At 69.8% G+C, this 12967-nt stretch carries 13 protein-coding genes and 1 riboswitch; of the genes, 7 read left to right on the top strand and 6 right to left on the bottom strand.

The features are described 5' to 3' along the window. Window positions 1-89: 89 nt before the first annotated feature. A riboswitch (FMN riboswitch) is annotated at window positions 90-280 on the bottom strand. A 239-nt stretch (window positions 281-519) separates the two neighbouring features. Next, complete coding sequence (locus F1599_RS13885; RefSeq protein ID WP_223819630.1) at window positions 520-1119, top strand: acyloxyacyl hydrolase; 600 nt, start codon at window positions 520-522, stop codon at window positions 1117-1119. Here F1599_RS13885 and F1599_RS13880 read toward each other — a convergent pair. Beyond that, window positions 1107-2012: a helix-turn-helix domain-containing protein gene (locus F1599_RS13880; RefSeq protein WP_149318146.1), complete on the bottom strand. Its 906-nt coding sequence runs from the start codon at window positions 2010-2012 to the stop codon at window positions 1107-1109. The two genes, F1599_RS13885 and F1599_RS13880, sit on opposite strands and share 13 nt — an antisense overlap. Window positions 2013-2161: 149 nt before the next feature. Here F1599_RS13880 and F1599_RS13875 point away from each other — a divergent pair, with 149 nt between their 5' ends. The 4 genes from F1599_RS13875 (at window position 2162) to F1599_RS13860 (ending at window position 4877) form a co-directional block, all read left to right on the top strand. After that, entirely contained in the window at window positions 2162-3475 is a 1314-nt protein-coding gene (locus F1599_RS13875; protein WP_149318145.1) for a hemolysin family protein, read from the top strand. Window positions 3476-3569: 94 nt separating this feature from the next. Next, window positions 3570-3998 carry a DUF6152 family protein gene (locus tag F1599_RS13870; RefSeq protein WP_370639462.1) on the top strand — a complete coding sequence of 143 codons (429 nt, stop codon included), beginning with the start codon at window positions 3570-3572 and terminating at the stop codon, window positions 3996-3998. Window positions 3999-4017: 19 nt separating this feature from the next. Then, the gene (locus tag F1599_RS13865; RefSeq protein ID WP_150083444.1) at window positions 4018-4551 is read left to right on the top strand and encodes a hypothetical protein; all 534 of its coding nucleotides are present in this window, start codon (window positions 4018-4020) and stop codon (window positions 4549-4551) included. Window positions 4552-4745: 194 nt separating this feature from the next. Then, window positions 4746-4877: an entericidin A/B family lipoprotein gene (locus tag F1599_RS13860; protein WP_149318142.1), complete on the top strand. Its 132-nt coding sequence runs from the start codon at window positions 4746-4748 to the stop codon at window positions 4875-4877. A 138-nt stretch (window positions 4878-5015) separates the two neighbouring features. Here F1599_RS13860 and F1599_RS13855 read toward each other — a convergent pair whose 3' ends face one another. The 5 genes from F1599_RS13855 to F1599_RS13840 all read right to left on the bottom strand — a co-directional run bounded on the left by F1599_RS13855 (window position 5016) and on the right by F1599_RS13840 (window position 10256). Continuing rightward, the gene (locus F1599_RS13855; protein WP_150083443.1) at window positions 5016-6827 is read right to left on the bottom strand and encodes a phospholipase D family protein; all 1812 of its coding nucleotides are present in this window, start codon (window positions 6825-6827) and stop codon (window positions 5016-5018) included. 267 nt (window positions 6828-7094) lie between these two features. Beyond that, window positions 7095-7736 carry a bifunctional 4-hydroxy-2-oxoglutarate aldolase/2-dehydro-3-deoxy-phosphogluconate aldolase gene (locus F1599_RS13850; RefSeq protein ID WP_149318140.1) on the bottom strand — a complete coding sequence of 214 codons (642 nt, stop codon included), beginning with the start codon at window positions 7734-7736 and terminating at the stop codon, window positions 7095-7097. 4 nt (window positions 7737-7740) lie between these two features. Further along, on the bottom strand, window positions 7741-7881 hold the full coding sequence (locus F1599_RS25850) for a hypothetical protein (RefSeq protein WP_190286355.1): 141 nt from the start codon (window positions 7879-7881) through the stop codon (window positions 7741-7743). After that, complete coding sequence (locus tag F1599_RS13845) at window positions 7878-8813, bottom strand: sugar kinase (protein WP_150083442.1); 936 nt, start codon at window positions 8811-8813, stop codon at window positions 7878-7880. Before F1599_RS13845 ends, F1599_RS25850 begins: the two co-directional genes overlap by 4 nt. Before the next feature lie 81 nt (window positions 8814-8894). Next, a complete protein-coding gene (locus F1599_RS13840) occupies window positions 8895-10256 on the bottom strand; it encodes an amino acid deaminase (RefSeq protein ID WP_150083441.1) in 1362 nt (453 codons plus the stop codon). 176 nt (window positions 10257-10432) lie between these two features. On the opposite strand from F1599_RS13840, the gene F1599_RS13835 reads away from it, so the two are divergent. Together F1599_RS13835 and F1599_RS13830 are read left to right on the top strand one after the other, a co-directional pair. Further along, complete coding sequence (locus F1599_RS13835) at window positions 10433-11359, top strand: MurR/RpiR family transcriptional regulator (protein ID WP_150083440.1); 927 nt, start codon at window positions 10433-10435, stop codon at window positions 11357-11359. A gap of 2 nt (window positions 11360-11361) precedes the next feature. Further along, complete coding sequence (locus F1599_RS13830) at window positions 11362-12912, top strand: N-acyl-D-amino-acid deacylase family protein (RefSeq protein WP_150083439.1); 1551 nt, start codon at window positions 11362-11364, stop codon at window positions 12910-12912. Window positions 12913-12967 lie beyond the last annotated feature (55 nt).

The raw sequence follows: 12967 nt of genomic DNA, 5'->3' as shown, positions 1-12967 counted from the left end.
CGCATGCACGAGGCACCCGACCGCGCAGGCCCGCGCCGTTCCAGCCTGACCGCAGGGAAGCGGCAGTGAAGCGGCAGCGATGCTTGCTCGCCCATCTTCTTTCATCCGGACTATGACCGTCGGCCCTGGCCTCTCACCAGGTCTGCTGACCCCGCGCGAATCCATGTACCAGACAAAGGAAAACATGGATCGACGCGGGCGCTCGCGGGCTCGCCGGCGCGTCGGAGAACGCGTTCGGCATACCGCCGGTGGGGACTTTCACCCCGCCCTGAAGACGTAACGAAACCGGCGAAACGCGCTTGCCCTTCGAGGAATCGTGGCCCGATTCCCGGGGGCGGAGGCCCGCGCCGGCGTTGCGATGTTAGCACGCGATGCGGCGTAAGCGCCCGATCTGTACTACAACTAAACGACTTGCGCCGACGCCGCGCCCGCCATGCGGGCATCGAATTCCCGGCGCCGCGCAGGCTTTCCGCGCTCTCGCCCGCGTTTCCCGTTCCCGTTTTTCTTGCCGCGATCACGATGCCATTCGACGACAATCCGCTTGCCCGCCTGTCCCGCCGCCCTTCCCCTTCCCGTCACGCCACGCGCGCGCTGCGCTGGCTCGCCGCCCTGCCCCTGCTGATTGCCGGCAGCGCGGCATGGGCCGACCCCACCGTGCAGATCGGCTACGGCACCGACAGCCGCACCGACGTGCGCAAGGTCGATATCGCCTTCGGCTGGGACTCCGGCTTCGGCTGGGGCGACCCGATGGGCCTGCGGCTCGGGCTGTCGTGGGAGCTCAATGTCGCGCGCTGGGACAGCACCAGCGACGCCAATCCGCGCAACCTGTGGGAGATCGGCGCGCAGCCGGTGTTCAGGCTGGCGTGGCAGCGCCATCGGTGGGTGCCCTTCCTCGAGGCATCGATCGGCGTGCGGTTGATGAGCGGAACGCGAACGTCGGACAACCACACCATGTCGACCGCGTTCCAGTTCTCGGACATGGCGGGCGTCGGCATCGCGTTCGGCAAGGACCAGCGCTTCGCGATCGGCTACCGCTACCAGCACATCTCGAATGCCGGCATCAAGAAGCCCAATCCCGGCTCGGACTTCCATACCGCCTATCTGCGCTACCGGTTCTGAACGGCGGCGGGCTCGGCGTCGCGCCCCAGCGCCTCGAGCGCGAGGCGCGACGGTTCGTCGGCCGGGAAGAAGCATTCGATCCGCAGTTCCTGCAGCGTGACGTCGTGCGGATTGCCCAGCGTGGTCAGCGTCGAGAACAGCGAGGCCTGGAAGCCCTCGGCGCGCAGCACCACCGGCAGCACCGGCGGCAGCGGGCCCTCGCTGGCTTCCTCGTCGGCATGCGGCACGCCGCCCGGCCCGATCATCTCCGGATGCCATTGCGCGATGCGGGCGAAGATCTCGCGCGCGACGCGGTCGTGCGCCTGCGCCTGCAGCTCCTGCCAGACCCGGCGCAGCAGATAGCGGCCGACCTGATGGGCGTTCTCGATCAGCGGCCACAGGCCCTGCGGATCGAACACGGTCAGCATCAGGTTGATGCGCGGGCCGCCGCCGGCATCGTTGCCCAGGCCCTCGGGCAGCACCGCCGCGGGACGTCCGTCGAGCAGCGCGTCGACCATGCGGCGATAGGCACGGTTGGCGTCGCTGATATTCCAGAAGCGGTCCAGCACCACGGCGGGGTACGGCTCCTGCTTGGCCAGGATCAGCGCGATGGCCTGGCGCACCATCTGCAGCGGTGGTTCGGCCAGCGCATGCTCGCTGTACGCGGGGGCGAAGCCCGCCGCCAGCAGCAGCCGGTTGCGCTGGCGCAGCGGCACGCCGAGCCGGTCCGACAGCGCGAGGATCATCTCGCGGCTGGGCCGGGCGCGGCCCGATTCGAGAAAGCTGATATGCCGCTGCGACACGCCCGCGGCAAGCGACAGCGCCAGCTGGCTGTAGCCGCGGCGCCCGCGCCAGTAGCGCAGCAGGGCGGGAAAGTCGAGGGCGGTTTCGGAGGCGGGGGTCAGCGTGTCCATGGCCGCATTACAGCATGCGGTGCGCGCGCTGGCGATAACCTGCCAGGTAATGAACGCCGTACCGAAGCCGGACCGAAGCCGGACCGGCCACATGCCGATGTTATGCTTGACGGCTCGACAACACCCGCGCGCGTAGGGCGCGCAACCCGATGGAAATAGCCATCCTGCTGGCGCTGATCCTGCTCAACGGCGTGTTCGCCATGTCGGAGATCGCGCTGGTTTCGGCCCGCAAGGCCCGCCTGCAGAAGCTGATCGACGAGGGCGACCGCGGCGCGATCGAGGCGGTCAAGCTGGGCGAGGATCCGACCCGCTTCCTGTCCACCGTGCAGATCGGCATCACGTCGATCGGGGTGCTCAACGGCGTGGTGGGCGAGTCCGCGCTGGCACAGCCGCTCGGCATCTGGCTGCAGGGACTCGGTATGGCGCAGCCCACCGCGGGCTACGTGGCGACCGCGATCGTGGTCGCGGGCCTGACCTACTTTTCCATCGTGCTCGGCGAGCTGGTGCCCAAGCGGCTGGGCCAGCTGGCGCCCGAAACGCTGGCGCGCGCCGTCGCGCGGCCGCTGTCCTGGCTGGCGATCGCCTCGACGCCCTTCGTCAAGCTGCTGTCGAGCTCGACGCGGCTGGTGCTGCGGCTGATCGGCGTCAAGAGCGGCGCCGGCCCCGCGGTCACCGAGGAAGAAATCCACGCGCTGCTGGTCGAGGGCTCGGAGGCCGGCGTGATCGAGCGCCACGAGCACACCATGGTGCGCAACGTGTTCCGGCTCGACGACCGCCAGCTGACTTCGCTGATGGTGCCGCGCGGCGACGTGATCAGCCTCGACGTCGAACTGCCGCTGGAGGAAAACCTGCGCCGCATCGAGGAGTCGGACCATTCGCGCTTTCCGGTGGTGCGCGGCGGCATGCACGACGTGATCGGCGTGGTCAGCGCGCGCCAGCTGCTGGCGCGCAAGCTGCGCGGCGAGGCCACCGACCTGGCGGCGGTGATGCAGGCCCCGGTCTATGTGCCCGAGAGCGTCACCGGCATGGAGCTGCTCGAACATTTCCGCTCGTCCGGCGGGCAGATGGCCTTCGTCATCGACGAGTACGGCGAGGTGCTGGGCATCGTCACGCTGCAGGACCTGATCGAGGCGATCACAGGCGAGTTCAAGCCGGACATCGCCGGCGACGAATGGGCGGTGCAGCGCGAGGACGGCTCCTGGCTGCTCGACGGCCTGATCCCGATCCCCGAGCTCAAGGACCGCATCGGCCTGCGCAGCGTGCCGGAGGAGGACAAGGAGCGCTATCACACGCTGTCGGGCATGCTGTTGCTGCTGCTGGGACGGCTGCCGCAGATCGCCGACTCGGTCAGCTGGCTGGACTGGAAGTTCGAGATCGTCGATATGGACGGCAAGCGCATCGACAAGGTGCTGGCCACCCCGCTGCCCTCCGAGGAAGGGCCGGAGCCCGATACGACCGGCTAGCGGGAGCTATACTCAGCAGCGGACGGAGCCCGCCGTCCGCTTCCATGCGTTCCGTCCGCTGCCCGCCCGCTGCCTGCCGTTACGGAGATCCGCCATGTCCCACCTGTCCCGCTTGTCCCGCCTGTCCGCTTTGTCCCGCCCGTTCCACCGGTTCCCAGCGATGCGCGCCGCCCCGTTGGCCGCGCTTTCCTGCGCCGCGGCGCTCGCCGCCCTGCTGGCCGGCCCGGCCGCCGCCCATCACGGCTGGTCCAGCTATGACGACAGCAAGCCGATCACGCTGACCGGCAAGCTGACCGAGGTCAAATACGAGAACCCGCACGCGATGGTGCGGATCGATGCCAACGGCAAGCGCTGGCTCGCCGTGCTGGCGCCGATCTCGCGGATGCAGGCGCGCGGGGCGACCGCCGACAAGGTCGCGGTCGGCCGCGAGGTCACCATCGTCGGCTATCCCAGCAAGGAACACGGCGACGAGATGCGCGCCGAGCGGATCGTGCTCGACGGCCAGACCGTCGAACTGCGCTGATCGGCCTGCCCCGCCCGCCGTGGCATCGCTGACGGAACTCGGCGCGACGCTGGCGGCGTTGCCGCTGTCGAGCGCGCTGCGCGCTTCCGCCTGGGCCTATCCGCTGGTCGAGATCGTCCACCTGGCCGGCATGGCGCTGCTGTTCGGCACCATCGCCGTGGTCGATCTGCGCCTCGCCGGGCTCTGGCGCAATCTGCCGGTGACGGCGCTGCTGCGCCAGGTTCTGCCGCTGACGATGGCAGCCTTCGTCGCGGTGGCGATCAGCGGCGTCCTGCTGTTGCTGGCGCATGCGGACGAACTGGCGACCAATCCCGCGCTGTATGCCAAGCTGGCCCTGATCGCCCTGGGGCTGCTCAATGCCCTGGCGTTTCATTTGTGGCCGTACCGGGCCCTGCAGCGGGCGGCCGGCCCGGGCGAGGCCCGCAGCGGCGCTGCCGTGGCCGACTGGAACGTCGGCGTCCGGCCGCCGCGCGCGGCCCGCACCGCGGCGGTGCTGTCGCTGCTGACCTGGACGCTGGTGATCGCGGCCGGAAGGCTGATCGCCTACGTCTAGGGAGGGCACCGTCCCCCCTTCGTTGCCCCTTCCGGCACCTTCCGCATCCGTTTTGCGTCCGCTCTGCGCCCCTTCGGCGCCCTGCCCGTTCGTCCGCCCGGCCGGCCGTTACAAATAGCCACACTGCCCTGTGCGCAGCGGGCCGCACCAATTGTAAAATCGCCCCGTTCGCAACATCTCAAAAGGAGCGCAGTGTGAAAAAAGGTTGGATTTTCGGTCTGATGCTGGCTGTGCTGCTGACCGGCTGCAACACGATGGCCGGGCTCGGCCAGGACATCCAGCGCGGCGGGCAAAAGCTCGAAGGCGCGGCGGATCGTCACAAGTAAGCCAGGCAGGCAACCCGGCAGGCCGCCCGCCAGATGCGCGGCGGCCTGCCGGCGCCTCCAGTAGTCGGCGCCTTGCTGCAATCGGAGCCTGGGCAGCGGGTGCCTTGATGCAGCCGGCGCCTTGCCGCTGCCGGCGGCTTACAGCAGCTCTTCCGGCGTAAAGGGCGTCAGCACGTCGATCCAGAAGCGCTGCGACCAGGTGGTATCCGGCTCGGTATCGAGCACCACCGCCTGCTTGCCCTGCCCGTCCACCCATTGCAGCTTGTCGTCCTCCGACAGCCGCAGGCGCCAGCTGTTGACGCCGATCGCGCCCGTGAACAGCTGCGCCACCTGCCCCGCCAGCCGCTCGTTGCGCACGATGATGCCGGTCTCGGTGTTCTGCGTGATCGAGCGCGGATCGAAGTTCATCGAGCCGACGAACAGCGTGGTGCGGTCCACCACCGCCGCCTTGACATGCAGGCTCGCCTGCGAGGACTTGAAATCCCCCACCGCGCGCTGCTGCCGATGCAGCCGTGACTTCAGCTCGTGCAGCTCGACGCCGGCGCGCAGCAGCTCCTTCCGATAACGCTTGTAGCCGACGTGCACGATCGGCGAATCGGTCGCCGCCAGCGAGTTCGTCAGTACGCGTATCTTGACCCCGCGACGGGCCAGGCCGGTCAGCCATTCGACGCCGCGCTTGCCCGGCACCAGGTACGGCGAAATGATGATGATCTCCTGCCGCGCCTCGTTCATCATCCGCGCGACCTCGTCGGCCAGCGTGTCGTCGCTGTCCGGCAGCTTGTCGGGCTCGACCTTGGCGGGGTTGTCGACCAGCACGCTGGCGCGCGCCCATTCGAAGTTCAGCTTGCCGCCGCGGATCAGCTCGCGCGCCAGGAAGCTCTTGTTCGGATCGATCTTCTGCGGCGCCGTCATGCCGCTCGCCTCCAGCCGCTTCTGCTCGGCCTCGCGCTGCGCGGCCTCGTCGACCAGCGCCTGCTCGGGCGCGGGCGGCGAAGACGAACCGCTCGAACCGGTCGATCCACCGGAGCCCGAACCACCAGAGCCCGATGCACCGGAGGCCGATCCGCCAACGCCCGATCTGCCGGAACCCGAGCCGGACGATCCGCCCGCCCCTTCCGTTTCCCGATTACCGGCGGCCTGCACGCCCGAACCCGGCGGCGTGCCCGCCGGTCCCGGCGCCGCCTCGTTCGGATTGGCGAGTGCCTCCACCGGATAGGCGTACTGGCTGTTCCAGTACTCGTCGAAGCCCGCCGACAGCCTGCGCACCGCGGGGCCGGCCACCACCACGTCGAGATCGACGAAGTTGGTATCCGGCGCGCGCAGGAAATACGCGTTGCCGATATTGCGGCCGCCGGTCATCGCCATCGCGTTGTCGGCGATGAAGACCTTGTTGTGCATGCGCCGGTTGACCCGGCGGGCGTCGCCGACCACGCTGATGAAGCGCGTCAGCTTGGAGAAGCGCCCCGCGGGAAACGGATTGAAGTAGCGCACCTCGATATTGGGATGGCGTGCGAAACGCAGGAAGGCCGGGTCCTTGCCGTCGCTGTGCAGGTCGTCGACCAGCAGCCGCACATGCACGCCGCGCTCGGCGGCCGCGCGCACGCGGCGCAGGATCTCGCGCGACGATTCGTCGGCGGCAACGATGTAGTACTGCAGATCGAGGGAACGGGTGGCGCGGTCGGCCAGCGTGATCAGCGTGCCGTAGGCCTCTTCGCCGGACGACACCAGGTGGAAGCCGGACAGTGCCGGGTCCGGCGTACTGCGGGCGACGACCTGGCCCAGCGGCGTATCGGCCCAGCCGGCGAAGGCGGTCGAGGGCCGGCGTGGTACATCCTGCGGCAGGCTGGCGCAGGCGGAAGCGCTCAGCGCCAGCGTCACCGTGGCGAGCCAGCGCAACCAGCTCGCCGTGCGCGGCCTCGCTTTCCCCCACGACACCGCAAACGCCGTCATGCCGACTCCATCAGTCCGGATGCTGTCAGCTTAGGTGGCGCCGACGGCCCGGACAATCCGCCTTTGTCCGACAGCAGGCCAACGGCCGTGCTGCAGCGCGCGAGGCGCGCCGGGCTGGCGCATGCCGAGCGCATGCCGAGCGCTTGCCGGCGCCGGACGGACCCGGACAAGCGCCGGACAAGCGCCGGACGGGCGCCGCACGAGCGCGAAAGGCGCTCGAAAGAAGGACCGAAGGAGCGCCGCAAGAGCGCGGCAGGAAGCCCGCGCTCAGCTGCGCCGCAGCGCCGCGGCCTCTTCCGCCAGCGAGCGGATGCGCGCCCAGTCGCCGCTGGCGACCGCGTCCTTGGGCACGACCCAGGAGCCGCCGACGCAGACCACGTTCGGCAGCGCCAGATAGGCCGGCGCACGCGCCGCGTCGATGCCGCCGGTCGGGCAGAAGCGCAGCCGCGGCAGCGGCCCGTTCAGCGACTTCAGCATCGGCATGCCGCCGGCGGCCTCGGCCGGGAAGAACTTCAGGAAGGTAAAGCCGGCCTCGAGCGCGGCCATCGCCTCGCTGGCGGTCGCAACCCCCGGCAGCAGCGAAATGCCGGCATCGCGTGCGCCTTCGGCGAGCCGCGGTGTCAGCCCGGGCGAGACGGCGAACTGCGCGCCGGCATCGCGCACCGCATGCAACTGCGCGACATCGAGCACGGTACCGGCGCCGACCACTGCCTGCGGCAAGGCCGCGGCGACCGCGCGCATCGCCTCGATGGCGACCGGCGTGCGCAGCGTGATTTCGAGCACCGGCAGGCCGCCGGCCACCAGCGCCTCGGAGACGCGCAGCGCCTCGTCGACGGAGTGGAACTCGAGCACGGGAATGACCGGCACGCCGGCCAGGCGGTCGATCAGCGAGGGAGATTGGCTGGGCATGGCGTTATCGGGAAAGAAGTCGGTACGGGTTGAAAGGAAGCGTCGGCCGCTTCAGCACGCGCAGATCCAGCCGCAGCCCCGCCAGCCGGTCCAGCGTGCGCGACAGCCGCGCGGCAGCACCGCGAGCGCGGACCGGCGCCATCATCGGATCACCGAGACGGATTCGGCCAGCCGCGCCAGCACCGTTTCCGCCGAGGGAATCGGCGCGACCGCGCCATAGCCGGTGGTCGACAGCGCGGCGGCCACGTTGGCATAGCGGGCCGCGTCGAAGGGATCGTCGCCGGCGGCGAGCCGCGCGACGAAGCTGCCGCCGAAGCAATCGCCGGCCCCGGTGGCGTCGAGCGGCTGCACCGGATACGCGGGCACCAGGGCGCGCGCATCCGTCGTCGCCACGTAGGCGCCCTCTTCGCCCAGCTTGAGCGCGACCAGTTTCACGCCGCAGCCGAGCAGATGGTCGACGATGGCGTCGCGGTCGTCGAGCCCGGTCAGCACCGTGACATCGTCCCAGCTCGGCAGGCAGATATCGGTCATCCCGAGCGCTTCGCGCATGATGCCGCGCGCGCGGGCCAGCGACCACAGCCGCAGCCGCAGATTGGTGTCCAGCGAGATCTTGACGCCCGCCTTGCGCGCCAGCTCCATTGCCGCGAGCCCGGCATCGCAGGCGGTGTTGCTGATCGCCAGGCTGATGCCGGACAGATGCAGATAGCGCGCTTCGGCGATCGCCTGCTGCGGCAGATCGTCATGGCTGTAGCAGCTCGCCGCCGAGCCGGCGCGCAGATAGTCGAAGCGATGGCCGTGGTTGTCGTGGCTGACGAAGTAGACGCCGGTCGGCGCCCGCGGGTCGGTGCGCACATGGCGGGTATCGACACGCTCCTGCGTCCACAGCGCCAGCAGGCGCTCGCCGAAACTGTCGGCGCCCACCGCGCTGATGAAGCCCGTCTGCGCACCCTGGCGCGCGGCGGCGATGCAGAAGTTGGAGGTATCGCCGCCGAAGCCCTGCAGATAGCGTTCGGGCGCGTCGGGCTGCTGGTTGAACTCGACCAGCGCTTCGCCGAAGGCCAGGATATCGATGCTCATGGTGCGATCGCGGATACGGGAGAAAGGGGAACGGAAGAACCGGGGAACCGGAGGACCGGAGGACCGAAAAAGCGGGAAACTTCAGAAGAAGGTCTGCACGATATCGACCACGCGCAGTTCGTCGTCCAGCACCGGAATATGCCGCCACTTGTCGAAGGTCAGGCAAGGGTGCGAGATATCGAAGGCGATCATGTCGCCGACCCGCACATCGTCCCCCGGCGCGATCCGCAGATAGGCGTGCTGATCCATCATGCCGGTGATCTCCCAGTGAGAAGGTATGGACGGCGTATCGACCGGCGCGGTTCCCCGCGCGCTTGCCCCGTCCTTTGCCCCGTCCTTTGTCCCGTCCTTTGCGTCGTCCTTTGCCCCGCGATCAGCCGAACCGGGACGAAAGTGCCGCGCCGGAATCGGCATGCCGGCATCGAAGGCGGCGTCGCGCTTGCCCATGCCGACGATCGCGCGGTCCGGCTCGGGGATCGACTGCACATAGGCCCACAGCTGCAAGGCGGGCTGCAGACCCTCTCGCATCTTCCGTGCCACCGGGTTGCTGGCCAGGATGCGCTGCTGCGCCTGCCGGTAGATGCCGACGTCGTGGGTCAGATAGCAGCCCGGCCGCAGCACGATGTCGATCGGCGCGCCGATGTCGGCGCCGGCGAATTCCTCGGCCACCACGTCGTACCAGGCCGAGCCCGCGCCGGACAGCACCACCGGGCGAGGTTCGGCACCCGCGCCGAAACGGCCCTGCGCGGCAAGTTCGCGCGTCACCGTGACGGTGCGGCGCAGGAAGGCGCGGATATCGGCCTCCTGCTGCAGCACGCCCTCGTAGATCTCCACGCCGGCCAGCGTCAGCGCGTCGGACCAACGGTCCAGCGCGTCCAGCACCTGCTGCTGTTGCGCGGCGTCGCGCACGCCGGTGCGCCCGCCCTCCACCCCCAGTTCCAGCAGCACCTGCAGGCGCTGGCCCCGCGCGCGGAAGAACGTGCCGAGCTGGTCCACCAGCTCGGCCGAGTCGACCAGGCAGAAGAATTCGAAATCGGGATCGCGCAGCAGGTCGGCGACGATCTCCATATTGCGCCGGCCCACCAGCTGGTTGGCCATCAGCACGCGCTTGACGCCATGCGCATGGGCGGCGGCGGTCTGCTGCGCGGTCGCCAGCGTGATACCCCAGGCGCCGGCCTCGAGCTGCCGCGCGAACAGCTTGGGCGCCATCGTGGTCTTGCCATGGGGCGCCAGCTTCACGCCATATTCGTCCATGAACCGGCGCATCCAGGCAAGGTTGTGGGCCAGCCGGCTTTCGTACAGCACCGCGGCCGGCAGGCTCAGTTCCTCGTCCAGCAGGCGCCAGCCGGTGGCGGCCTCGGCGGGCGCCAGCGGCGCCTCCAGCTTGCCGAGCGCCTTGTTCAGCGGATCGATGATCCCGCTCTGGTACTTTATATCACGCATGCCGTTGTCCGCCTTGCCGCGCCCAGCCACACACTGTGGCGCGCTGCCGAAATTTTCGATTGACGTAATGATAGCGGCGAAATTACGATATTTCATCCTTGTTATAAAGTAACACGCTGCGATGCCCCGGCCTCACCGAGGCCAGGCCCGACGTCCGGCACCCCTTCGCCAAGCCCATGCCCGCTGCCTTCGACATCCTGACCCGCATCGCCGAGCGCGGCCCGACGCTGCGGCTGGCCGAGCAGAAGGTGGCCCAGGTCATCCTGGAGGACGTCGCCGGCGCGGCCTCGGCCAGCATCAATGCGCTGGCCCGCAGGGCCGGCGTCAGCGAGGCCAGCGTCACGCGCCTGGCCAAGGCGCTGGGCTGCCGCGACGTGCGCGACCTGAAGCTGCGGCTGGCGCGCGCGACCGCGGTTGGCCAACGCTTCCTGCAGCACGAGCCCGGCACCGTCGGCGCGGACTCGGGCGCGGAAGCGGCTCCGCCCTCGCTGACCGACCGCCTGCATGGGGACGTGGTCGCCGTGCTCGAGGCCAATCGCCAACTGATCGACGAGGCCCAGATCGAACGCGCCGCGCGCCTGTTGCAGGACGCGCGCATGGTCTACGCTTTCGGCATGGGTGGCGGCTCGACCTGGCTCGCCGACGAGGCGCGCTATCGATTGGCGCGGCTGGGCCGGCCGGTCGCGAGCTATCAGGACGCGGTGCTGCAGCAGATGGTCGCGGCCACGCTCGTCAAGGGCGATGTGGTGCTGGCCTTCTCGGTCAGCGGCAGCGTGCCCGAGATGCTGGCCAGCTGCGATGTCGCGCGCGAATACGGTGCGCGCGTGATCGCGGTGACCGCGCTGGGCTCGCCGCTGGCAGCGCGCGCCGACGTGCTGCTGCCCGTGCGCGCGCTGGAGACCGATTTCATCTTCAAGCCGTCGGCCTCGCGCTATGCGATGTTGCTGGTGCTGGACGTGCTGGCCACGCGGCTGGCGTTGCTGCAGCAGGACGACAGCCAGGAACGGCTGCGGCGACTCAAGTACGTGCTGGACGCGCATCGGGGCAGCGGCGAGCGCGGCAGCGCGGGGATGCGCGACAGCCGTCAGCCGCTCGGAGACTGACCATGGCAGCGAGCTCGGACACCCTCTTCGCCTATGACACGCTGATCCGCGGCGCCACCGTGATCGACGGCTCGGGCGCCGCCGCGCGCGTCGCCGATGTCGGGCTGCGCGACGGCCGCATCGCCCGCATCGTCGACATCGATGCCGACGACGATGGCGGCGAACGCATCGCCGCCGACGCCGCCGCCGAGGTCGTCGAGGCCGACGGGCTTGTGCTGGCACCGGGCTTCATCGACGTCCACACGCACGACGACACCAACGTGGTGCGCCAGCCCGAGATGACGCCGAAGCTGTCGCAGGGCGTGACCACCGTGGTGGTCGGCAACTGCGGCATCAGCGCGGCACCGGTGGCCCTGCGCGGCGAGCCGCCCGATCCGATGAACCTGCTGGGCGATGCGAGCGCGTTCCGCTATCCGAGCTTTTCGGCCTACGTCGATGCCATCGCGTCGGCGCGGCCCGCGGTCAACGTGGCCGCGCTGGTCGGCCACACGGCGCTGCGCAGCAATCATCTGGACCGGCTGGACCGCGCGGCGAGCGCCGACGAGATCGCCGCGATGCGCGCGCAATTGCAGGAGGCACTGGACCACGGCGCGCTCGGCCTGTCGACCGGCCTCGCCTATGCCAACGCCTTTGCCGCGCCGACCGAGGAAGTGCTGGCGCTGGCCGAGCCGCTGGCCCGCGCCGGCGCGCTGTACGCCACGCATCTGCGCAGCGAATTCGCCGAGATCCTCGACGCGATGGACGAGGCCTTCCGCATCGGCCGCCATGCCCGCGTGCCGGTCGTGATCTCGCACCTCAAATGCGCGGGCGTGGACAACTGGGGCCGCAGCGGCGCGGTGCTGGACGCGCTCGATGCCGCCCAGCGCTGGCAGCCGGTTGGCTGCGACTGCTATCCCTATACCGCCAGTTCGTCGACGCTGGACCTGAAGCAGGTCACCGGCGACTTCGACATCATGGTGACCTGGTCCACGCCGCATCCCGCGATGGGCGGACGCCTGCTCGCCGATATCGCGGCCGAATGGCAGGTGGATCTGCACGAGGCGGCCCGCCGCCTGCAGCCGGCGGGCGCGGTCTATCACTGCATGGAAGACGCCGACGTCGACCGCATCCTGGCGCATCCGGCCACGGTGATCGGCTCGGACGGGCTGCCCAACGACCCGCTGCCGCATCCGCGCCTGTGGGGCGCGTTCCCCCGCGTGCTGGGCCACTATGCGCGCGACCGCGAGCTGTTTCCGCTGACGATGGCGATCGCCAAGATGACCGGCCTGTCGGCCGAGCGCTTCGGCCTCGCGGGACGCGGCTTCGTGCGCGAAGGCCATTGGGCCGACCTGGTGCTGTTCGACGCCGCGACGATCCGCGACGCGGCCACGTTCACAGAGCCGATGCAGCCGGCCGAGGGCATCGCCGCGGTGTGGGTCAACGGCACGCTGTCTTGGTCGCAGCGGCGCGCCACCGGCGCGCGCGCCGGGCGTTTCCTGCCGCGCGGCGAGCCGGTCCCCGCCGTCGCGGACACCATCGCGAACCGCAACGCGGACAACATCGCGGACACGTAAGGCCGCACGCTCCCCCCCTGTTTCAAGCTCACCGTTTCCCGTATTCAGTTCGAAG

This window comes from Cupriavidus cauae (genome assembly GCF_008632125.1).
GTDB lineage: Bacteria > Pseudomonadota > Gammaproteobacteria > Burkholderiales > Burkholderiaceae > Cupriavidus > Cupriavidus cauae.
Note: the sequence above shows the minus strand (reverse complement) of the source record. Positions and strands in the feature narration are given on the sequence as shown.

What these genes read in the sequence shown, in the direction of transcription:
- F1599_RS13885 (WP_223819630.1), top strand. Translation starts at nt 520, where the DNA reads ATGCCATTCGACGACAATCCGCTTGCCCGCCTGTCCCGCCGCCCTTCC.
- F1599_RS13880 (WP_149318146.1), bottom strand. Translation starts at nt 2,012, where the DNA reads ATGGACACGCTGACCCCCGCCTCCGAAACCGCCCTCGACTTTCCCGCC.
- F1599_RS13875 (WP_149318145.1), top strand. Translation starts at nt 2,162, where the DNA reads ATGGAAATAGCCATCCTGCTGGCGCTGATCCTGCTCAACGGCGTGTTC.
- F1599_RS13870 (WP_370639462.1), top strand. Translation starts at nt 3,570, where the DNA reads ATGTCCCACCTGTCCCGCTTGTCCCGCCTGTCCGCTTTGTCCCGCCCG.
- F1599_RS13855 (WP_150083443.1), bottom strand. Translation starts at nt 6,827, where the DNA reads ATGACGGCGTTTGCGGTGTCGTGGGGGAAAGCGAGGCCGCGCACGGCG.
- F1599_RS13850 (WP_149318140.1), bottom strand. Translation starts at nt 7,736, where the DNA reads ATGCCCAGCCAATCTCCCTCGCTGATCGACCGCCTGGCCGGCGTGCCG.
- F1599_RS25850 (WP_190286355.1), bottom strand. Translation starts at nt 7,881, where the DNA reads ATGATGGCGCCGGTCCGCGCTCGCGGTGCTGCCGCGCGGCTGTCGCGC.
- F1599_RS13845 (WP_150083442.1), bottom strand. Translation starts at nt 8,813, where the DNA reads ATGAGCATCGATATCCTGGCCTTCGGCGAAGCGCTGGTCGAGTTCAAC.
- F1599_RS13840 (WP_150083441.1), bottom strand. Translation starts at nt 10,256, where the DNA reads ATGCGTGATATAAAGTACCAGAGCGGGATCATCGATCCGCTGAACAAG.
- F1599_RS13835 (WP_150083440.1), top strand. Translation starts at nt 10,433, where the DNA reads ATGCCCGCTGCCTTCGACATCCTGACCCGCATCGCCGAGCGCGGCCCG.
- F1599_RS13830 (WP_150083439.1), top strand. Translation starts at nt 11,362, where the DNA reads ATGGCAGCGAGCTCGGACACCCTCTTCGCCTATGACACGCTGATCCGC.